At 65.4% G+C, this 20941-nt stretch carries 22 protein-coding genes; 10 read left to right on the top strand and 12 right to left on the bottom strand.

Going from position 1 to position 20941, the window contains the following annotated elements; translation table 11 throughout:
* The first annotated feature begins 145 nt into the window (after nucleotides 1–145).
* Nucleotides 146–1429: a cystathionine gamma-synthase family protein gene (locus CFB41_RS18920; protein ID WP_089457483.1), complete on the top strand. Its 1284-nt coding sequence runs from the start codon at nucleotides 146–148 to the stop codon at nucleotides 1427–1429.
* 146 nt (nucleotides 1430–1575) lie between these two features.
* Here the strand turns inward: CFB41_RS18920 and CFB41_RS18915 are convergent, their stop codons facing one another.
* The 4 genes from CFB41_RS18915 to CFB41_RS18900 all read right to left on the bottom strand — a co-directional run bounded on the left by CFB41_RS18915 (nucleotide 1576) and on the right by CFB41_RS18900 (nucleotide 5116).
* Nucleotides 1576–2010: a GNAT family N-acetyltransferase gene (locus tag CFB41_RS18915; RefSeq protein WP_089457482.1), complete on the bottom strand. Its 435-nt coding sequence runs from the start codon at nucleotides 2008–2010 to the stop codon at nucleotides 1576–1578.
* Between the two features lie 172 nt (nucleotides 2011–2182).
* Nucleotides 2183–3022, bottom strand: a complete 840-nt coding sequence (locus tag CFB41_RS18910; RefSeq protein WP_011353448.1) for an ABC transporter permease subunit — start codon at nucleotides 3020–3022, stop codon at nucleotides 2183–2185.
* Entirely contained in the window at nucleotides 3019–4005 is a 987-nt protein-coding gene (locus CFB41_RS18905) for an ABC transporter permease subunit (protein WP_089457056.1), read from the bottom strand. The genes CFB41_RS18910 and CFB41_RS18905 overlap by 4 nt, the downstream gene beginning before the upstream one ends.
* Before the next feature lie 10 nt (nucleotides 4006–4015).
* On the bottom strand, nucleotides 4016–5116 hold the full coding sequence (locus tag CFB41_RS18900) for an ABC transporter ATP-binding protein (protein WP_242808629.1): 1101 nt from the start codon (nucleotides 5114–5116) through the stop codon (nucleotides 4016–4018).
* Here CFB41_RS18900 and CFB41_RS37600 point away from each other — a divergent pair.
* A complete protein-coding gene (locus tag CFB41_RS37600; protein WP_179250074.1) occupies nucleotides 5109–5477 on the top strand; it encodes a hypothetical protein in 369 nt (122 codons plus the stop codon). The two genes, CFB41_RS18900 and CFB41_RS37600, sit on opposite strands and share 8 nt — an antisense overlap.
* A gap of 162 nt (nucleotides 5478–5639) precedes the next feature.
* Here the strand turns inward: CFB41_RS37600 and CFB41_RS18895 are convergent, their stop codons facing one another.
* The 3 genes from CFB41_RS18895 to CFB41_RS18885 all read right to left on the bottom strand — a co-directional run bounded on the left by CFB41_RS18895 (nucleotide 5640) and on the right by CFB41_RS18885 (nucleotide 7381).
* Nucleotides 5640–6107, bottom strand: coding sequence for a nucleoside deaminase (locus tag CFB41_RS18895; protein WP_089443473.1), 468 nt, complete (start codon nucleotides 6105–6107; stop codon nucleotides 5640–5642).
* A gap of 107 nt (nucleotides 6108–6214) precedes the next feature.
* Nucleotides 6215–6685, bottom strand: coding sequence for a cyanase (cynS, locus tag CFB41_RS18890; protein ID WP_089428464.1), 471 nt, complete (start codon nucleotides 6683–6685; stop codon nucleotides 6215–6217).
* Between the two features lie 36 nt (nucleotides 6686–6721).
* The gene (locus CFB41_RS18885) at nucleotides 6722–7381 is read right to left on the bottom strand and encodes a carbonic anhydrase (protein ID WP_089457480.1); all 660 of its coding nucleotides are present in this window, start codon (nucleotides 7379–7381) and stop codon (nucleotides 6722–6724) included.
* 113 nt (nucleotides 7382–7494) lie between these two features.
* Between CFB41_RS18885 and cynR the strand changes: the two genes are divergently transcribed.
* From cynR to CFB41_RS18855, 6 genes are all read left to right on the top strand, one after another.
* Nucleotides 7495–8391 (top strand): transcriptional regulator CynR, encoded by an 897-nt coding sequence (cynR, locus tag CFB41_RS18880; protein WP_089457479.1) that lies wholly within the window; start codon nucleotides 7495–7497, stop codon nucleotides 8389–8391.
* 204 nt (nucleotides 8392–8595) lie between these two features.
* A complete protein-coding gene (locus CFB41_RS18875) occupies nucleotides 8596–11148 on the top strand; it encodes a type VI secretion system Vgr family protein (RefSeq protein WP_089457478.1) in 2553 nt (850 codons plus the stop codon).
* The gene (locus CFB41_RS18870; protein ID WP_089457477.1) at nucleotides 11145–12191 is read left to right on the top strand and encodes a DUF4123 domain-containing protein; all 1047 of its coding nucleotides are present in this window, start codon (nucleotides 11145–11147) and stop codon (nucleotides 12189–12191) included. The genes CFB41_RS18875 and CFB41_RS18870 overlap by 4 nt, the downstream gene beginning before the upstream one ends.
* Before the next feature lie 16 nt (nucleotides 12192–12207).
* Entirely contained in the window at nucleotides 12208–12687 is a 480-nt protein-coding gene (locus CFB41_RS18865; protein ID WP_089457476.1) for a DUF3304 domain-containing protein, read from the top strand.
* 17 nt (nucleotides 12688–12704) lie between these two features.
* Nucleotides 12705–13160 (top strand): DUF3304 domain-containing protein, encoded by a 456-nt coding sequence (locus CFB41_RS18860; RefSeq protein WP_089457475.1) that lies wholly within the window; start codon nucleotides 12705–12707, stop codon nucleotides 13158–13160.
* 14 nt (nucleotides 13161–13174) lie between these two features.
* On the top strand, nucleotides 13175–15181 hold the full coding sequence (locus CFB41_RS18855) for a phospholipase effector Tle1 domain-containing protein (RefSeq protein ID WP_089457474.1): 2007 nt from the start codon (nucleotides 13175–13177) through the stop codon (nucleotides 15179–15181).
* A gap of 75 nt (nucleotides 15182–15256) precedes the next feature.
* On the opposite strand, the gene CFB41_RS18850 is transcribed toward CFB41_RS18855, so the two are convergent.
* Together CFB41_RS18850 and CFB41_RS18845 are read right to left on the bottom strand one after the other, a co-directional pair.
* Nucleotides 15257–15460, bottom strand: a complete 204-nt coding sequence (locus tag CFB41_RS18850; protein WP_089458916.1) for a hypothetical protein — start codon at nucleotides 15458–15460, stop codon at nucleotides 15257–15259.
* 34 nt (nucleotides 15461–15494) lie between these two features.
* Entirely contained in the window at nucleotides 15495–16814 is a 1320-nt protein-coding gene (locus CFB41_RS18845; protein WP_089457473.1) for a DUF3422 family protein, read from the bottom strand.
* Between the two features lie 161 nt (nucleotides 16815–16975).
* Between CFB41_RS18845 and CFB41_RS18840 the strand changes: the two genes are divergently transcribed.
* Nucleotides 16976–17851 (top strand): LysR family transcriptional regulator, encoded by an 876-nt coding sequence (locus CFB41_RS18840; RefSeq protein WP_089428468.1) that lies wholly within the window; start codon nucleotides 16976–16978, stop codon nucleotides 17849–17851.
* Here CFB41_RS18840 and CFB41_RS18835 read toward each other — a convergent pair whose 3' ends face one another.
* From CFB41_RS18835 to CFB41_RS18825, 3 genes are all read right to left on the bottom strand, one after another.
* Nucleotides 17852–18412, bottom strand: coding sequence for a hypothetical protein (locus tag CFB41_RS18835; RefSeq protein WP_089443482.1), 561 nt, complete (start codon nucleotides 18410–18412; stop codon nucleotides 17852–17854).
* 141 nt (nucleotides 18413–18553) lie between these two features.
* Nucleotides 18554–18904: a hypothetical protein gene (locus tag CFB41_RS18830; protein ID WP_089457472.1), complete on the bottom strand. Its 351-nt coding sequence runs from the start codon at nucleotides 18902–18904 to the stop codon at nucleotides 18554–18556.
* A gap of 240 nt (nucleotides 18905–19144) precedes the next feature.
* A complete protein-coding gene (locus tag CFB41_RS18825; RefSeq protein WP_089443484.1) occupies nucleotides 19145–20065 on the bottom strand; it encodes a LysR family transcriptional regulator in 921 nt (306 codons plus the stop codon).
* A gap of 324 nt (nucleotides 20066–20389) precedes the next feature.
* Here CFB41_RS18825 and fae point away from each other — a divergent pair, with 324 nt between their 5' ends.
* Nucleotides 20390–20914 carry a formaldehyde-activating enzyme gene (fae, locus tag CFB41_RS18820; RefSeq protein ID WP_011356415.1) on the top strand — a complete coding sequence of 175 codons (525 nt, stop codon included), beginning with the start codon at nucleotides 20390–20392 and terminating at the stop codon, nucleotides 20912–20914.
* Nucleotides 20915–20941: the final 27 nt, after the last annotated feature.

The following is a 20941-nucleotide window of genomic DNA, read 5'->3' as shown; positions in this document are numbered from 1 at the left end:
GACTGTGTCAGGGGTGCATCACGAAGCAGCGCCTTCGGGGTAGTATCGCCACACGCGGTCGCAACGGCCGGTGCCTACCCGGCGCCGCGCGCGTCATGCCACCGCTGCAACGGCCGTTCCTCACCACCCTTGCAAGGAGCACTGCATGGCCTACCGCAACTATCACAAGCGCAAGATTGCAGACCGGGAGCTTCATCCCGAAACCCAGATGATGTCGTACGGCTACGATCCGTTCCTGTCGGAAGGATCGGTGAAGCCGCCCGTGTTCCTCACGTCGACGTTCGCGTTCCGCACGGCCGAGGACGGCGCCGAATTCTTCGACGTCGTGGCCGGGCGCAAGCCTTCACCGGAAGGCGAAGGCGCGGGCCTCGTCTACAGCCGCTTCAATCACCCGAACCTGGAGATCGTCGAGGATCGCCTCGCCCTGCTCGACGATTCCGAAGCCGCCGTCGTGACGTCGAGCGGCATGTCGGCCATCGCCGCGATCCTGCTGACCTTCCTGCGGCCGGGCGACTGCGTCGTCCAGTCCGTGCCGCTTTACGGCGGCACCGAAACACTGATCTCGAAGTTCCTGCCCGAGTGGGGCATCCGCTCCGAAGTGATCGCCGACGGGCTGTCCACCGACGCAATCCGCGCCGCGCTCGAAGCGGCCGCGCAAAAGGGCAACGTGCGAATGTGCTACATCGAGATGCCCGCGAACCCGACCAACGCGCTGTTCGACCTCGACGGGCTGCGCAGCGAGATCGACGCGTTCGAGGCGCGCCACGGCTATCGCCCGCTGTCGGTCTGCGACAACACGCTGCTCGGGCCGCTGTACCAGAAGCCGTCGCGACAGGGCATCGACCTGAGCGTGTACTCGTTGACGAAATACATCGGCGGGCATAGCGATCTCGTCGCCGGCGGCGTCACGGGCAGCCGCGCGCTGATCACGAAGATCCGCTCGGTCCGCAGCACGCTCGGCTCGCAGCTCGACCCGCATTCGTCGTGGATGATCACGCGCTCGATGGAAACGCTCGTGCTGCGCATGCAGCAGGCCGCCCGCAGCGGCAGCGCCGTCGCCCGCTGGCTCGCCGACAATCCGTATCGGCCGGTGCGCGTGCTGCACCCTGAGCTCATCGACGATCCGGCGTATCAGGCCGTCTATCAGCGCCAGTGCAGCGGGCCGGGCTCGACGTTCGCGTTTATCCTCGACGGCGGCCGCGAGCAGGCGTTCCGGTTCATCAACCACCTGACGCTCTTCAAGTCGGCGGTCAGTCTCGGCGGCACGGAGTCGCTGATCTGCCATCCGGCGTCGACCACGCATTCGGGCGTGCCGGCCGACGCGCGGGCGGCAGCGGGCGTGTCGGAAGGGTTGATTCGCGTGTCGGTCGGGCTCGAACACCCGGACGACCTGATCGCCGACCTGTCGTACGCGCTGGAGCATTGCTGACCTGCGTCGCATGCACCCCGTGGCGGTTCGCAGGGGTGAAGCCGGCGGGCGCGGTGCGTGTATTCAGCGACGCCGCCCGCGCCCGGTTGCCGGCATTCGCGCCACGCCAGCGTGCTTGCCGCGCGACGCGAGCCGGCCGAACCGGCTCAAAGCACCTTCGCGATGAACACGCGCGACGTCCCTTCCGGCTCGCACGGCACTTCGCCGAACGCTTCGTAGCCCTGCTTCCGGTAGAAATCCGGTGCCTGGAACGAGATCGTGTAGAGCACCGCACGCGCGCAGCCGCGTCGTTTCGCTTCCGCCTCGGCCTCGCGCAGCAGCCGGCTGCCGAACCCGCTGCCGCGCAGCGATTCGGGCAGGTAGAACAGGTCGATGAAGAAGAGGCCGAGCGACGTGCGCCCGGTCAGGCCGCCGATGATCTCGCCGGTCGCGGGATCGCTCACATACACGTCGAGCGTGGCCGCGTCGGCGCGCCCCGTCATCGCGTGATTGAATTCGCCGAGCTTGCGGCTGATGAAGTCGTGTGCGGCCGGCTGCTCGGTGTCGGTGAGACGGATGGAAACGTCGGGTTGCATTGTCATGGGGCAGGTTCGGTCGAAGAGAGACACCGCCGGGCATGCAACGCCCCGGGCGGGAATCGTACGACTACAGCGCGGCAGCGGGCATGCCGTGCCGGCTCACCCGCCGCCCTCGTCACCCGTCGTCACGCATCACGTGGCCGGCCGCGTTCATGCCCGTGCCCGATGCCCGCGCTCACGCCACCGCGAACGCCGCCTTCATGTCGGCGATGCGACGCCGTTCGCGCGCGATCATCATCCGGTTCACGACGATCACGCCGATCGTCACCGCCGTGATGAACAGCGTCGCCAGCGCGTTCATCTCCGGGTTCAGCCCCAGCCGCACGCGCGAGAACACCACCAGCGGCAGCGTCGTCGAGCCCGGGCCCGACAGGAACGCCGACAGCACCAGGTCGTCGATCGACAGCGTGAACGACAGCAGCCACCCCGACAGCAGCGCCTGCGAGATCAGCGGCAGCGTCACCACGAAGAACACCTTCAGCGGCGTCGCACCGAGATCCAGCGCGGCCTCTTCCAGCGACTTGTTCATCTCCTTCACGCGCGACTGCACGATGATCGCCACGTACGACACGCACAGCATCACGTGGCCGATCCAGATCGTCACCATCCCGCGCCCCTTCGGCCAGCCGAACATCTGCTCCAGCGCAACGAACAGCAACAGCAGCGAGATGCCCTGGATCACTTCCGGGATCACCAGCGGCGCATTGATCATCCCCGTGTACAGCGTGAAGCCCTTGAAGCGGCCGAAGCGCGCGAGCACGAAGCCCGCCCACGTGCCGATCACGACCGACGCGGTGGCCGTCAAGAGGCCGATCTTCAGCGACAGCCACGCGGCGGTCAGCAGCTCGTCGTCGTCCAGCAGCGCGGAGTACCACTTCAGCGAGAAGCCCGACCACACCGTCACCAGCTTCGACTCGTTGAACGAGTACACGACCAGGCTGATGATCGGGATGTACAGGAACAGGAAGCCGAAGGCGAGGACGCCCGTCGACAGCGGTTTGCTCGGCTTGATCATTTCGCGTCCTCCAGTTCCTTGACCTGGTAGTACTGGAACAGCGCCATCGGCACCAGCAGCAGCATCACCATCGCGACCGTCACCGCGGACGCCATCGGCCAGTCCATGTTGTTGAAGAATTCATCCCACATCACCCGGCCGATCATCAGCGTGTCGGCGCCGCCGAGCAGCTCCGGAATCACGTACTCGCCGACTGCCGGGATGAACACCAGCAGGCTGCCGGCGATGATCCCGTTCTTCGACAGCGGCAGCGTGATGCGCGTGAACGCGACCCACGGTTTCGCGCCGAGGTCGTACGCGGCTTCGAGCAGCGTGAGGTCCATCTTCACCAGGTGCGCGTACAGCGGCATCACCATGAACGGCAGGTACGAATAGACCATCCCGATGTAGACGCCCGCGTCGCTGTGGTAGAGGCGCAGCGGCGTGTGGATGATGCCGAGCGCGATCAGCGTGTGGTTCAGCAGGCCGTCGTCCTTCAGGATGCCGATCCATGCGTACACGCGGATCAGGAACGACGTCCAGAACGGCAGCATCACGGCCATCATCAGCACGTTGCGGCGGTTCGGCTCCGAGCGGGCGATGTAGTACGCCATCGGGTACCCGATCAGCAGGCACAGCACCGTCGACACGGCAGCCATCTTCAGCGAGCTGAGGTAGGTCGCGATATACAGGTCGTCCTGCAGCAGGAACGCGTAGTGCGACAGCTGCAGCGCGAAGTGCACGACGCCGTCCTTGAACTCGACGAGCGACGTGTACGGCGGGATGCCCATCACCTGGTCGGCGAAGCTGATCTTCAGCACCAGCACGAACGGCAGCGCGAAGAACACGGCCAGCCACACGAACGGCACGCCGATCGCGACGCTGCGGCCCGACGGCAGGAAGCGCGACAGCGCGGCAAGGCGGCCCGGGCGGGCGCGGCCGGTGCCGGCGCTCGCGGCGCCGGTCGGCACCGGTGCGGACGGATTGGAGGCGGAGGTTCTCATCGTGGCGTCCTCACTGCGTCAGCACGACGCCGCTGGCGGGCGACCACGACACGAACACGTCATCGTTCCACGCCGGTGCGTTGTCGTTCATCAGGTGCGAGCTCGACAGGTTCGACACGACCGTCTTGCCGCTCGGCAGGCGCACGTGGTACAGCGAGTAGCTGCCCATGTATGCGATGTCGGTCACCACGCCGCGCGCCCAGTTGTGTTTCGAGCCGGGTTTCTCGCGCGACACGTGGATGCGTTCGGGGCGCACCGAGATGCCGACCGGCATCCCGAGCGGGCCCGTGATGCCGTGGCTCACGTACATGCGGGCTTCGAGGTCGTCGCTCTCGACGAAGATGTGATCGGGTTCGTCTTCGACCACGCGCCCTTCGAACAGGTTGGTCGAGCCGATGAATTCGGCCGAGAAGCGGCTGTTCGGGAATTCGTACACCTCGCCCGGCGCGCCGATCTGCACGATCTTGCCTTCGCTCATCACCGCGAGGCGGCTGGCCATCGTCATCGCCTCTTCCTGGTCGTGCGTGACCATCACGCAGGTCACGTCGACCTTCTCGATGATGTTCACGAGTTCGAGCTGGGTCTTCTGGCGGATCTTCTTGTCGAGCGCGGACATCGGCTCGTCAAGCAACAGCAGCTTCGGGCGCTTGACCAGCGAGCGCGCGAGCGCGACGCGCTGCTGCTGGCCGCCGGAGAGCTGATGCGGCTTGCGCTGCGCGTACTTGCTCATCTGCACGAGCGCGAGTGCGTCGGCCACGCGCTCCTTGATCTCGTTCTTCGGCGTGCCTTCCTGCTTCAGGCCGAACGCGACGTTCGATTCGACCGTCATGTGCGGGAACAGCGCGTACGACTGGAACATCATGTTCACCGGGCGGCGGTACGGCGGCAGCGACGCGAGGTCCTCGCCGTCGACGAAGATCTTGCCGGAGGTGGCCGTCTCGAGCCCGGCGAGCATGCGCAGCAACGTCGACTTGCCGCAGCCCGAGCTGCCGAGCAGCGCGAACAGCTCGTTCTTCGCGATCGTCAGGTTCACGTTGTCGACGGCGGTGCTGTCGCCGAATTTCTTCACGACGTTTTCGATGCGCACGAAGGCGTCGTTCGGCTTGAGCATGTCCGTCGCCGGGCGATGCAGCGCATCAGGTGTACTGAATGAATCCCGTTTCATGATGGTCCGTGTTAGGCAGGTAAGCGAATCTCAGGCGTCAGACGCGACCGGCCGGCCGGTCGCGCGGTGCTGGCGGGGAGGGATCGAGCGATTCCTCGTCCGCAACGAATGGCGCAATGAAACAGGGGTGGCGGAACGCACGGCGATCGGCGGCTGTCAGTCGCGACCGACCGCGGGCGTCGCGCTGGCTGTCATGAAGATTTCATTGGTTTTCATCGGGCTTTCCGCACGTTTCTGCCGTCTCCAGTGCGAATTTTTAAACCCGTCAAAAAGCTTTTGGATCGCGGATTTCGGTTCCGGACATTGAACGGGATCGATGTTTGGCGAGGCGGGAAAACGGGGGCACGAGCCGGCCCCGTGCGGCAGCGCGGGCGCCCGGCGGCATGGACGCCGCCGGGTGAAACGGAGGGTGGGGAAAACGAGCAGCCGGGCGGCTGCCGCGCGCGGCCGGTGCGCCGCGCGAATCACGTCACTTCGCGTTCAGTTCCTTCCAGCGCCGGTAGACGTTGATCGCGTCGCCGTGCTTCTGCTGCACCATCGGCAACCGGCGTTCGTCGATCGGCTTCGCATATTCGGCGTAGAACGTGTCGAGCTCGAAATACTTGCGATCGTCGCGGTAGAACGGCGCGTAGTCCTCGCGCGTCGTGATGTAGATCACGCGTTTGGGGCTGCAGTAGTACAACGAGCCGAGGCACATCGGGCATGGGCTCGCGAGAATGTAGATCTCGCAGTCGCTCAGGTGCTCGGTGCCGAGCTTGCGGCATGCATCGCGCACCGCGAGGATCTCGGCGTGCGCGGTCGGGTCGCTGGTCTGCGCGACGAGGTTCGGGCTTTCCGCGACGATCTCGCCGTCGCGGACGATCACCGTCGCGAACGGGCGGCCGCCCTCTTCCACGTTCTTCATCGCAAGATCGATCGTGCGTTTCACAAAATCCATGGCTGCGTCCTCGTTGAAACGGAATGGCGGGAACGTGCGCCGGCCGGCGGCCCACGCACGTCGGGCGGGAACCGACGCGGCACCGCTGCCGCGGCGCCGCGCCGGCGTCAGAACGGCTTGGTCGGCAGGTACTTGCCGTCGAGCGTGATCACCGCGCGCGACCCGCCTTCGGGATCGTCGACCTTCTTCACGTCGAGCCGGAAATTGATCGCGCTGATGATGCCGTCGCCGAACTTCTCGTGGACCAGCGCCTTCAGCGTCGTGCCGTACACCTGCAGCATTTCGTAGAACCGGTAAATGGTCGGGTCGGTCGGCACGCGATCGTCGATGCTGCCGCGCAGCGGGATCATCTGCAGCAGCAACACCGCGTCGTCGTCGAGGCCGAGCTTGTCGGCCACGCTGCGTGCGGCTTGCGCCGGCAGCGCGTGCTGGCCGAGCAGTGCGGCCGTCACGAACGCTTCGCTCAGGCCCGTGCCTTCGGTGAGCTGCGCGAACGACAGGTTCTTGCGCGCCTTCGCGAGCACGATGGTTTCGGCAAGCGCGTGGCGGGCGGTCTGGCTGTGCTGGGACTGGATCATGGCAATTCCTCGTGGTGGGGTGGGAGCAATCCGGATTCAGGCCGCGACGGCAAGCGTCGCGGGCGTGGCGCGGACCTCGGGGTGGTCCGCCAGGGAGACGAACCGGCCGGTCGCGCCGTCGTAGGCGTCGATGCAGCCCGATTCGATGTCGTAGACCCAGCCGTGCAGCGCGAGGCGCCCTTCTTCGAGCGCGAGCCGCACGGCAGGGTGCGTCTTCAGGTTCGCGAGTTGCGCGACGACGTTCTCGCGCACCATCGAGTCGATCCGCTCGCGTTCGCCGCGATGCGTGCGCGCCTCGTTCACGACGCGCGCCGAATCGGCGTAGCGCAGCCAGTGGCCGACGGCCGGCATGTGATCCATGCACTGGCAGGTGGCGATCGCGGTCATCGCGCCGCAATCGGAATGGCCGCAGATCACGACGTCGGTCACGCGCAGCGCGGCCACCGCGTATTCGACCGATGCCGATACGCCGCCCGGCTCGGGGCCGTACGACGGCACGATGTTGCCGGCATTGCGGATCACGAACAGGTCGCCCGGTTCGCGCTGCGTGACGAGTTCGGGCACGAGCCGGCTGTCCGAGCACGAGATGAACAGCGCTCGCGGGTTCTGGCTGCGCGCGAGATCGCGGAACAGCGCGGCGCGTTCCGGATAGGCGTCGCGCTGGAACTTCAGGAAGCCTTCGATGATGTCCTTCATCGTGTGTTCTCCGGTGCAGGTGGAATCGATGAAGGGCAGGTTACGCCGGACTTCCAATAACGTAAAAGACTGATTTATGATCTCCCCGATAAGCAGGACTTATAGGAACCGCCATGCTGCTGCGCCATATCCACTACTTCCTCGCCGTCGCCGAGCATCGCAGCTTCACGCGCGCGGCCGCCGCGTTGCATGTGTCGCAGCCCGCGCTGTCCCAGCAGATCCGCCAGCTCGAGGAGACGCTCGGCGCGCAGCTGTTCGACCGCACCGGGCGCGTGACGCGGCTGACCGACGCCGGCGACGTGTATTTCCGCTATGCGCGGCAGGCGCTGCACGATCTCGCGGAAGGTCGGCGCGCGATTCACGACGTGCAGGACCTGAGCCGCGGCTCGCTGAGGATCGCGGTCACGCCGACTTTCACGAGCTATCTCGTCGGGCCGCTCGTCGAGGCGTTTCACGGCCGCTACCCGGATGTGTCGCTGTCGGTGCGCGAGATGTCGCAGGAGCGCATCGAGGCGCTGCTCGCCGACGACGAGCTCGATGTCGGCATCGCGTTCGAGGACGTGCAGACGGCGGATATCGACGCGCAAACGCTGCTGGTCGAAACGCTCGCGCTCGTCGTGAACCGCGCGCATGCGCTCGCCGGGAAACGCAAGGCCGGCCTGCGCGCGCTGCACGATGCGCCGCTCGTGCTGCTCACGGCCGAGTTCGCGACACGCGTGCAGATCGACCGCTATTTCCGCGAGCACGACGTGCGGCCGCGCGTGTTGATGGAGGCAAATTCACTGGGGGCGGTGATCGAGATCGTGCGCCGCACGAATCTCGCGACGTTGCTGCCGGCGACGATCGCGGCCGGGCACGACGATCTCGCTGCCGTCGCGCTCGATCCGGCCGTCCTGCGGCGCACGGCCGTGCTGCTGCAGCGCAAGGGGGCGTACCGGAGCGCGGCCGCGCGCGCGTTCGTCGAACTGGCGTTGGCGCAGCAGGCGGGGAAAGGCACGCGTTCGCGATGAAACCGGCTTTCGAGGGGCACGCCTGGACGCTGACGGGCGTCCGCGTCGGCTGCACCTGACGCGCCAGACCCCGCTTCCAGCCGGCTGCCGACGCCAAAATCCCGCGATTTATCCTGTAAAATCGCGAATCGAGAGAATTTGTACGACAAAACCGGTCATCCGGTAACCATTACTCATCGTTCCCGATTCGAGAGGGCCACGGCGATGAATTCCCAAGAACTGGTTCGCGCCATCAGTGGCGGCCTGTTTCAGCAGGCTCGCCTGCTCAAGCTCGATACGCCGCTCGGCCAGCATGTCCTGCTGCCTCAGACGGTGCACGGCGTATCGCGGTTGGGCCGCGATTTCATGTTGACGGTCGATGCCGTCTCGACGCGCGACGATGTCGAACTGAAGAAGCTGATCGCGCAGCCCGTCACGCTGTGGATCGAACAGCAAGGCGACACCTATCTGCCGTGGCACGGCTACGTGCAAACCGCACGCCGGCTCGGCTTCGACGGCGGCATCACCGCTTACCAGATCCGTTTCATGTCGTGGCTCGGGTTCCTGCGGTACCGCCGCGACCAGCGCATCTGGCAGGACCGCACCGCCGACGAAATCCTGACCGACGTGTTCAACCAGCATCCGCAAGCCTCCGGCATGTTCCGGTTCGCGCTCTCCACGCCGCTGCGGAACCGGTCGTTCTGCCTGCAATTCGAGGACGACTGGCATTTCGTCCATCGACTGCTCGAGGATGAAGGCCTGTTCGGCTACTTCGAGCAGGCCGACGACGGTTCGCACCATACGCTGGTGATCACCGATTCGCTCCATGCGCTGCCCGCCGCCGCGCCGGCCCGTGTGCCGTTCCAGCGCGCGGCCTCGGATAACGAGACCCAGGCGCTCGTCCAGTGGTCGGGCTCGCGCACGCTGCAGAGCAGCCACTACACGACGCGCACGTTCGACTACAAATCGCCCGGTACCGCGCTCAATCCCAAAGGCACCGACGTTCCGACCCGGCAGGATCAGGGCGACCTGCCGAACCAGACCGAGGTCTATACGTACACGGGCGCCTATACATACGGCGCTCAGGGCGACGGCAACCGCCAGTCGACCATCCGGATGGAAGAATGGGAATCGCGCGCGAAGCGGTTCCACGGTATTGGCGGCATGCGCGGCATCGATGCGGGCCGGGTGTTCGAGCTGACCGACCATCCAGCCCATCCGCCGGCCGAACAGGACGGCAACCGGTTCGCCGTCATCGAAACCGTCTGGTGGATCACGAACAACATTCCGGCCGCGCCGTCCCATTTTCCGCACGGCGTGGCCGCGCAATTCGACGCGATGAAGGCACGGCTCGGCGACACGGCCGGCGCGATGACGGTGCATCACGCCGACGGCAGCGAAGGCTTCTATCTCGTCGAAATCGAAGCGCAGCGCCAGACGGTGCCGTTCCGCAGTCCGTTCGAGCATCCGAAGCCCGAGATGCATCTGCAAACCGCCACCGTCGCGGGACCGAAGGGCGAGGAGGTTCATACCGACGAACTGAACCGGATCAAGGTCCGGTTCCACTGGGATCGCCTGAACGAAGGCGACGAGCGCGCGTCGTGCTGGCTGCGCGTCGCGTCGTCCGACACGGGCGGCGGGTACGGCAGCGTGCATGTTCCGCGCATCGGCGAGGAAGTCGTGATCAACTGGATGTCCGGCGACTGTGACCGGCCCATCGTCACCGCCCGGCTCTATAACGGCGCGACCAAGCCGCAATGGCACACGGACGGCCTGCTGTCCGGCTTCCGTTCGAAGGAATACGGCGGCAGTGGCTACAACCAGCTCGTGATGGACGACGCGACCGGGCAGAACCGCGCGCAGCTCTACAGCAGCGTGGCAAACAGCCTGCTGCATGTCGGTTATCTGATCGAGCAGTCCGGCAACACACGCGGCGCGTACGTCGGCAGCGGCTTCGACCTGAAGACCGATGCGTATGGCGCCGTGCGCGCGAACCAGGGCCTGTACGTCACGACGCATCCCAAGACCGTGTCGAGCCAGCCGCTCGACGTGTGCGAAACGCAGCAACAGCTCGTCGGTGCCGAAAGTCTGCTCGAATCGCTGTCCGACGTGAGCGAGACGCATCAGGCCGACACGCTGAAGCCGGGCCGCGATGCGCTCAAGACGTTCACCGACGCGACCCAGCAAAGCCAGCCCGGCACGGCGTCGGGCGGGCGAACGGGCGGCGGCGGCACCGGTAACGCGAACGCGTTCGCGCAGCCCGTGATGCTGTTCGGCAGCCCGGCCGGCATCGGGATGGCGAGCCAGCAGTCGCTGCAGATGGTCGCCGACCGGCACGTCAACGTCGTGAGCGGACAAAGTACCCATCTCGCGGTCGGCAAATCGCTCGTCGCGAGCGTGATCTCGTCGGTCAGCCTGTTTGCGCAGAATGCCGGGATCAAGCTGTTCGCCGGCAAGGGCAAGGTCGAGATTCGTGCGCACGACGACAACATCGAGCTGACCGCGCAGAATACCGTGAAGATCGTCGCCGCCACCGGGCAGATCGACGTCGCGTCGAAGCAGCCGCTGCTGCTGACGTCCGGTGGCGCCTACATCCGCATCGGCAACGGCAACATCGAGATCCACGCACCCGGCAAGGTGGATTTCAAGGGCGGCAACCACAGCTTCTCGGGGCCGGCCAGCAACGACTACCCGCTGCCGCGGCTGCCCGAAGGCGTGTGCTCGGAATGCCGGCGCAGCGCGGCGAAGATGAAATCCGCCCTCACGCCCCGCACATGACACCTGTCGCCTCGATGAAGCCGTTTCACGACCTGACGCGCGCACTGCCGCTGCCGGCGCAATGGCCGCGCACGAACGCCGCGCAACGGCACGACGACCTGCGCGACTGGCATCGTACGCGGCAGGTCGCGGATGGGCGCCCGCTGCGCCTGCTGGCGCTCGTCGACGGCGCACTGGACGACACGATGCTCGATGCGGCCCGCTGGCGCGGGATCGCCTGGCAGTCGCTGTATCCGGCCACGATGCTCGAGTCTTCGCGGCCCGAGATCGGCCCGTTCCTGCTCGACCTGACGGCGGACGACGACGCATCGCGCGCGATGGTGCTCGACCTGCTGAATGCCGGCAGCGATTCGGATCTCGTCGTGTGGCTCGCGACGGGCCATGCGATGCCGGACCTCGCTGCCTATCTGCATCCGCTCGCCGAAGCGACGCTGCCCGACACGCGCCAGGCACTGCTGCGTTACTACGATCCGTCGATTCTCGAGAACCTTTTGCCGGTCCTGACAGCGCCGCAGCGGCGCGAACTGCTGGCGACGTTCGTCGAACTGCGCTACCGGTTCGATCCGTGGGAGAGCATGGTCGGAGAGGAGCAAGGGCCGCTGCCTGCGGCCGCCGCGACGCCGGTCGTGTTCACCGATGCACAGTATGAAGCGCTGGCGCGCGGGGGTTTCGCGGAGACGCTGTATTTCCAGTTGCATGACGAATTCCTGCCGCCGATGTCGGCGGTGCCGAGTCGATGGGGCATTCGTTATGCGAAGGATCTCGTCACGCGGGCACGGACACAGCACGGGCTCGCGAACGAGAACGATCTCGCGTATTTCGTGCTGGTCGGGATGAACGTGCATCCGGCATTCGACGCGCATCCGGCGATCGCCGGGAAAATCGCCGCGCGCGGGGAACATCCGCCGCCGCTGTCGGCAACACTCGCGGACGTCGACGCGGACGTGTGGGCCGCGTTGCTCGATGCGCATCCGCTGGCGGGGTATGCAGCCGGGCGGCAACAAGAGATGGCGGCGGCCAATGTGCTGCCCGAAGCCGGTTGAGTGGCAGGAGACGGGGATGTTGAACGGGATGCGTCGTGCGGTTTGCAAGCCGGTCGCGGTCGGGATGTTGATGATGGGTAGCGCGTGGAATGTGCAGGCTCAGCTTGAGAGCTACGGTCCGTATCGCGTCGTGCGTTTCAACTACGCCGACCGAGGCATCTACAACTTCGTCGTCGACGGCTTTGGCGCAGGTAGCGTGCATGCCCGTCAATTCGGCGGCCGTGGCGGCACGGTCTGTTGCATGGCAGTGCCGCGCGGCACGAAGGCCTGGCACCTCAAGGTCACATACGACCTGACGCCGGAAGAAGATGCCAGGAACCTGTCGCCGGAGATCTACGAAACAGAAGTCGCCGTCCCTAAGCTACCGAACAAGCACGACGGCTACATCGAGTTTCATTTCCTACCCGACCGCAAGATCGAAGCCAAATGGGTCGAATACCCGCCCGATCCGCGCAACCCGAATACAACGAGCAACGCGTCGTCCACGGCGAACTGAATGACAGGAACATCGACATGCTGAATTTTCTTCGCCGCCTCATTCGCAACCCGGTCGTCATCGCGGTGGTGCTGCTTGGCGGAGCGTGGTGGGTACATGCGCAGACCGCAAGCTACGGGCCGTATCGCGTCATTGGCTATAACTTCACCAATCGCAGCATCTATAGCGTCAAGATCGACGAATTTGGCGCAGGAAACGTTCGTGCGAACAAGCCCGGTGGAGGTGGTGGAACCGTATGCTGCATGGACGTACCTCGGGGTAAAAAAACTTGGCATATCAAACTCGAGTACGAGTTGACGCAAGAGCAATACAAAAAAAATCTGCCCAGTGACGTCTTCGAGACCGATATTGCTATTCCGCCGCTTCCCGACAAGCACGACGGATATATCGAATTCTACTTCTTGCCGCAACAAAAGATTGAAGCGCGATGGGCCAAGCTTCCGACTGATCCGCACAATCCGAATCTGCAGTAAAACGGGAGAAAAGTATGCCTAACGACACGATCCCAGCACAAGGCGCCGCGCCAGCACAATCCAGCGCCAATGCCGGCGCGGCGCGCGCCACGCGGGCAGCCAGCGTCAGCACGCAACTTCCCGCTGACCCTCCCAGCCCCTGCTTCCGTTGCCACCAGGAAATCTACCAGTCATTCTTTTTTGACGGCTTCGGACAGAGCCTCGATGACGAGAATTCTTCGAATATCGCGCGCCTGTATAAGGCCCACATGGAAAGCGATAATTCAACGGGCGTCTACCGAACGTACTATGCAGGCATGGGGAGGGAACTACCCAACCAGACAGTAGGCACGCTCAAGAAGGCGGTAACCGATACTGGCTCCGCACTGTTCAAGGAGGCCAAAGGCAAAGGCATAGATGATCCCGCCAAAAAGGTCAGGGATGATATTGGCAAGCGCCTAATTTCTGATCGCGCCAATCAATCGATATTCTCACACGCGAAATCGTCGATACTCGATGCCATCAGCAACGCCCCTGACACCATAAAAAAATCCCTCAAGGAATCCTTTACAGTCAAAAAGATCGGCGTCGATCTGATTCCTGCCGGGATCTCGACCGTGGCCGACTCGGTGCCGGCAGTCCGTGACAGCGAATTCTCGGCAGCCTACCTGGGCACCGGATTCGACATTCGCGTCAGTCAGGCGATTGCCGACTTTGAAGCCAATGTCGACCGTGCTACCAGCGACCCGCGCGAAATCAAGCGCATTCGTGTTGCAGTTTTCGGTTACGACAGAGGCGGCACCATTGCTCGGAAATTCGCAAACGAATTGATCGGCAAGGTATGCAAGGCAAAGGACGGGAAGCCGGCATACAAGGGGATACCGGTCGAATTCGACTTCATGGGGCTGTTTGATTGCGTCTCGACATCCTACGCCGACTCGATATTCACAAAGGCAGTCGCCCCCGTTCTTGGTGTCGTGCCGGCCGCAGGGAAAGGCGCCAGCCTCACCATCAAGGGGCTGAGTGTGTTTCTCGCCGTTTCCAAGCAGACGCTTGGTGAATACGATATCCAAAAGGAGTTCAAGTCGATCGTCCATCACGTTGCGGCGACAGAATTGCGCTTCTACAAAAATCTGGATTCGCCCAGAAAATCTTCCGACCACGCAAACCTCCTGGAGATCGTCTATCCGGGCAGTCAGGCGGACGTAGGAGGCGGATTTCGTGAAGGAGAGGATCACAAATCGGCCGAACTGGCGCGCGTATCCGCTCGGAATATGCTCGATCGTGCCTGGTCGGCCGGCGTACCCTTTCTGCCACTCGACAAACTTCGAAAAACCGACCCCAGGGTTGCTCGCGAGTTTGATTTCCAGAAGACCGTTAACGTCAACGGAAAGAATCTCACCGTAAATGATCTCTTCGCGGCCTACACGGCGATGCTGCCGAAATCTAACGGCCCGCTCGAAACGCATTTTCTCGAGCACCAGAAGCTGTTCGTGTCGTGGGCACGTTACGTCCATGACCGCACGGCGCATGAAAGCACCGGCAACAATCTGTTCATTAACACCGTGGATGCCGACGTCTACAACGCGGTATTCCCGCATGGAGGCGGCTTGCCGAACTACGAGGGCCGGGACTGGTACTACAAGAGCCAAGACCCGAACTCCAAGGTCCCGCAGTACACATTCGGTGAACGCCGAACAGTCGACGACATCTCGGACAAGACCGTGCGGGCCTTGGCCAACGCATGGGTGCACCCGCCGAAGCTGACGCCGGAAGTCATCGCGTTCTTCGACAACTTCGTGCACAACACGATTACGCGACTTAATAACGTAGCACTCGGCGACGGCGTGTTCATGACGCTTCGCGAAATCGAGGAAAAAGGCTGGATGGCGCGCCAGACCGACGCCGCCAAGGATTACGTGCACAAAGTCCTCGGCAACATCTCAAAGAACATCAAAGACGCGCAGGACGAATACGTCAAGCAGGTCACGTCCGGCCAGATTCCTCACGGCGCGTCGATCGGCGACCTCTCCGGCGACTGAGCGACATCCGTCGCCCGCTGCATCAACCGGCATGCCCGCCCGCTGCCTGCGCAGCCGGGCGGCGCACATTCCCCGTCAGTTGTACCCGAGAATCGCCACCGACGCGACGTCCGGCCGATCGATCGTGTTTCCGACGAGCCACGTCATCGGCTCCTGCAGCACGGCTTGATACGACGTGACGCGCGGCTCGTCCGACGCACCCGGCTCATCCATTGCCGGCTCATCAAACGCGGCATCGAAACCGCTGTAAAAGCCTGCTTGTGTCTGCGAAAAAGTCATCTCCATTCCTTTCATTGATTGTGTTTTAGATGTTCTAACCAGCCTGCTTCAACGCCGCCGCATGCACGGGCGCACCGTCATGCGCGGCCTCCGATCGCGCCAGCTGCGCGCGCGTGCGCCGCGTGATGTGAATCACCGCGAACACGACCGGCGCGATCAGCAGGCCTTCCGCCAGCTCGGGATCGACCGGCAGGTTCATTACATGCAGTGCCTTGAACGCCGCCGTCGCGAGCGACAGCACGTAGTACGAAATGGCTGCTACCGACAGCCCCTCGACCGCATGCTGCAGATGCAGCTGATTGCGCGCGGTACGCTCCATGCCCGCCAGCAGGCGCGTCACGTCCTTTTCCTGGGCAAGGTTCACGCGCGTGCGCAGCAGGTCGACCGCCCGCGCGATCCGCGCGGCGATCTGCTCGTGGCGCGCCCATACGCTGCGGCAGGTTTCCATCGCGGGCGCGAAGCGGCGCTCCATGAATTCGGCGATCGTCGGCATCCCTTCGATGCGCTCCTCGCGCAGCTCGTGGATGCGTGCCAGCACGAGCTTTTCGTACGCCCGCGAGGCGCTGAAACGCGCGCCCGATCCCGACAGCGATTCGACCCGCACCGCGAGATGCGTGAGCTTGACGAGCAGCGCCGTGTCGTCGCCGTCCGCGCCGCTCGCGTCCATCCGCTGCATCAATGCGTGCAGCGCCGCGTGGATCTCGTCGAGCTCGCGGCTCATCCGGCGCGCGACGGGCAGCGCGAGCAGCGCCATCATCCGGTAGGTTTCGATTTCATACAGGCGCTGCAGCAGCCGGCCGCCCTGCTCCTCGCGGAAATCCTCGTCGACCACGAGAAAGCGCATGAAGCCGTCGTCGCGCACGTGCCAGTCGCAGAACACCTTGCCGCCGCCGAGCACGTTGCTGCCGACGAGCGCGGGCCCGTCGATCCAGCGGCGCAGGTCGCCGCACACGAGCCGCGCGGCGTCGCCCGACAGCAGCTCCATGCGCACCGCGACGAAACGGATGCCGGCCAGCCGCGCGAACCACGCAGCCGGAATGCCTTCGATCGCGAGATCGTCGAAATAGCCGGTGTCGCGACGCGGCGCGACGAACGTGAAGGTCGAGAATTCGGTGTGGCGTTCCCACTTCAGGTGCCAGCCGCTCGGCGACTGCACCGCGTAGTGCGTCGCGCCTTCGTGCGGCGCGGCGATGCCGGTGTCGCGGCACAGCGCGTGCAGCAGCGTTTCGTGGATGTCCGGCTGGCCGTCCGCGTAGATCGCGTAATGCGTGAGCGACACGGCTTCGGCGAGCCGCAGGAACGGCCGGGCATGCAATTCCGCGGCCAGTGCGGCGCGCAACGGATGGTCCATCATCGAGACACCACGCTTTCCTGTTCAGTGCTGCACGCCGGCTCGGCCGGCCCGAACGCCGCGCCACCCTCGGGTGAAACGCCAGCGTGATCGCACTATGGCAGACACACAGCAACAATAAAAACGCATAATGCTGATCGTTACGTTCAGTTTTTTTTATACCCATGAAGATGCTCGATCACGACGTGCTGGCCACCGTCGTCGCCGTCGCGGAAACCGGCAACATGACCCGCGCCGCCGAGGCCGTGAACCGCTCGCAGTCGGCCGTGAGCATGCAGATCAAGAGCCTGGAAGACGCGATCGGGCGGCCGCTGTTCGTGCGCAAGCCGCGCAGCATCGTGCTGACGCGCGAAGGCGAGGTGCTGCTGGGATTCGCCAGACGAATGCTGGCGCTGCGCGACGAGGCCTGGGCGGCCGTGGTACGGCCGGAAGTGACCGGCAAGGTCGTGATCGGCGTGCCGGACGACTACGCGTCGTCGCTGCTGCCGTCGGTCCTGAAGAAATTCTCGGCGACCTACCCGAAGGTCGAGATCCAGGTGATGGGGCTGCCGAGCAGCGCGCTCGCGCCGCTGATCAAGGACGGCACCGTCGATCTCGTGTGCGGCACGCGCATCAAGGGGCTGTCCGGCGACTTCATCCGCCACGAGCCGATGGCGTGGGCCGCGATGACGAACGGGCCGCGCGTGTGGGAAGAGCGGCCGCTGCCGATCGCGGTATTCATGCCGGGCAGCGTCGCGCGCGAGAACGCGATCCGTAGCCTGGAGCGCGCCAAGGTGCCGTACCGCACCTCCTATGAAAGCCCGAGCCTGCTCGGGCTGCTCAGCATGGTCGAGGCCGGCCTGGCCGTCGCGCCGCTCGCGCGCTGCGCGATTCCCGCGCAGCTGTCGATGCTCGGCCGCTCGCACGGGCTGCCCGACCTGCCGCCGCTCGAGCTGATCCTCGCGCGCAGCACCAAGTCGAAGCGGCCGCCGTGCGACTTTCTCGCGGAACAGCTGATGGAAGACCTGCAGCGGCAGACCGGGCAGACCGGCGAAGCCTGATCAGCGCGTCGCGCCGAACCCGGCCGCGCCCAGCGCCGCGTTGACGTTCGCGGCCACCGTATCGACGAGCGCCTCGAGCGTGTCGGCGCGCACGTGCCGGTGTTCCGGCGCGACGTGCTCCTTGCGTTGCCAGCCCCACTGCGCGCCCGCCGCGACCGACAGCGTCGCGCCGAACGCGTTGCCGTGGCGGAGGCCGAAGGTGTTCACGTGCCGCCCGGCCACGTAGTCCTGTTCGGGCAAATAGAGCCGGATCTCGACCGCGACCTGGTCGCGATCGTTGACGCGCGCGGCCGGGCTGATCGTCGACGCGAACACTTTGCCGATCCGCCAGGTCACGCAGGTTTCCCACGCCTCGAGCGGCCCGCCGGCCGCGTCGACCCGTTCGGTGTCGACCGACCACTGATGCCGGTCGGGCAGGACGATCGCCTGGTGCAGCAGCACTTCGGCCACGCGCACCGTCGTCACGAGCTGACGCGCGAGCTGCTGGCCCGACGGCAGCGACGCCGTCCTTACGCGACGGCTTTCCGGCCGCACGACAGGTACTGCTTCCATGAGGCCCATGACCCCTCCGTATTCATGATCGGCGCCGCGCACGCGTTGTCGCGCGCCTGTCCGCGGCCTGCGGGCGGACGGCACGGCGACCGGCACCCGGGCGGCGGATCGGACAAACCATTCAGGAACGAGCAACAACCGTTCCTCGACTTACCGCGCGTTCGGCCCGACGCGCACGCGGCGCGCGACCGGCCCGATCACCGCATCGGCCTGCTGCGCGATCAGCATGTGCAGCGTGAAATCCAGGTCTTCCGGCGCGATGTCGAAATGCACGTGCACCACGTCGCGCACGGCGCGCGCGCGGACGACGTACACGCCGAGCGGGGAATGCAGCAGTGCCGCGAGGCGGGCGTGCGCGGCTTCGCCGGAGTCGGCCGTCAGCGTGACGGGCAACTGCAGGCGCGGGCGCGGCGGCGGGAACGGAATGACGTTGTCGGGTGCGCCGGCGCGTAACGGGCGGCCGGCGACGTGGAAGGCGGGAACGGGACGAATGAAGGTCATGGAGCGGACGGAAGCCGTCTCGGCTGTTCGACACGTCCCCAGCTTAGAAGAGACGACATAAACGTCGTGCAAAAAAACGTCCCGCCGATGCAAAAAACGGCATGGGGGGACACATCACATATCACCGGGCGGTGACCGGTGACCGGCGGCCGGCGGTGCGCCGTCGTCCGCGCCCGGTGATCACGCGCCGCGGCTCGCGTCGACTTCACCTGCGCCGCGGTCGCCTTGGCGTTGCTCCCGTCACGCGGCAAACGCCTCGAGCGACGCGCGCCGCCGCTCGTCGACCATCGATTCGATCAGCGACACCAGATCGTCGGTCAGCGGATCGCAGATGCCCGGCGAGCGATGCAGTTCGAGGTCGGCCGCCGGCAGCGACGGAAAGCCGTCCGCCTCGTCGAGCACACGCCAGTTCTCGGGCAGCGTGCAGCGGTCGATCATCGTCACGGCCGCGCCGTGGTTCACCGCGATCTTGATGCCGGTCGGGCTCTGGCTCGTGTAGACGACATGAAACGAGCGGTCGGCCGTCGCGAGCGCCTGCAGCCCGCGCTGCCGGTAGCAGCACGTTTCCGGGAACAGCGCGAGCGGCACCGACGCATGGCGGTCGAGCGCGAAATCGCGGTGCGCGGCCCACACGACGTCGTGCCGGCCGAGCACCCGCCCGCCCGCGCCGGGCCCGTGCCGCACGACGAGCGCCACGTCGAGCTCGCCGGCCTGCAGCCGGTCGAGCAGTTCGAGCGACATCCGGCAATGCACGTGCAGGCGCGCGCCCGGCCGCATCGCATAGAACGACTTCAGCAGGTCGGGCAGCCACAGCTCCGCGTAGTCCTCGGGCAGCCCGAAGCGCACGACGCCGCGGTCGCTGCTCGCCTGCTTCAGCGCGAGGATCGCGTCGTTCTGCACCTGGATGATCCGGCGCGCATGGATCAGGAAATTCTCGCCGTCGCGCGACAGCTCGAGCCGCCGGCTGTTGCGCATGAACAGGTGCGTGTCGAGCCGTTCCTCGAGCGTGCGGATGCGCAGGCTGATCGTCGATTGCGTGCGATGCAGTTGCCGGGCCGCCGCGGTGAAGCCACCGCTTTCGACGACCGCGACGAATGCCCGGATCAGTTCCGGATCCAGCGAACTGAGCTTCGACCAATCGGGCTTTTGAATGGCAGCCATCGAAATTACTCGCTTTCGAAAAAAGAAGGGAGGACGAAAGATAGGGCTCGGAGTACGCCGATTGTTGTCCAGATGCGCTCGGCCCTCCAACCCCTGCCCGGGTATGACAAACCCGGAGCCGGTACGCGCATGCCCACCCGCCGATCCCGCCCCGCTGACGGTTACGACACCGGCCGAGGCCCGCCCGGCGGGCATGCGCGTGCCGGCTTCAGGGCTTTCCCGGAGACGACGAAAACTCATGGCCCGATCAGAAAACATCGATTCACCGGCCGCATCGCGGCCCACCACAATCGCCTCACCCCACCTCATCGACGAGACACCGCAATGACCGCATCCCAACCCAGGCAGCTTTACATCGGCGAAGGCTTCGAAGGCCCCGGCGTCAACCTCGCGCACATCAACGTGCTGGTCGGCCCGCGCAACGGCCCGGCGGGCCAGGCGTTCGCCACCGCACTCGCGACACCGTCGGCCGGCCATGCGCCGTTCGTCGTGATCGCGCAGCCGGGCGTGCCGACCAAGCCGCTCACGCTGTACGTGAACAAGGCGCAGATCGCCAGCGATTTCCACGGCAATGCCACGTGGGGCGCGTCGCAGGCCGGCATCGCGAAGGCTGTGGCCGAAGCGCTCGAGAACGGCACGCTGCCGCCCGAAGCGGAGAACGACTGGGTCGTCGTGTCGGCGAACTGGGTGAACCCGCAGACCGACGATCTCGACGCCGTGTTCGAGAACAACTACCGCGCGTGCCGCAACGCGATCGTCGCCGCGATGGAAGGGCTGCCGCATCGCGACGCGGTGTTCGCCGCCGCCCGCGACGTGTCGAACCCGTTCTACACCCCGAAGAAAAACTGACGACGACAAGCGGCCGACGCGCGACGG

Source organism: Burkholderia sp. AU33803 (genome assembly GCF_002223095.1).
In the GTDB taxonomy this organism is placed as follows: Bacteria; Pseudomonadota; Gammaproteobacteria; order Burkholderiales; family Burkholderiaceae; genus Burkholderia.
The sequence above is the reverse complement of the archived record's forward strand: the minus strand, read 5'-3'. Positions and strand labels throughout refer to the sequence as shown.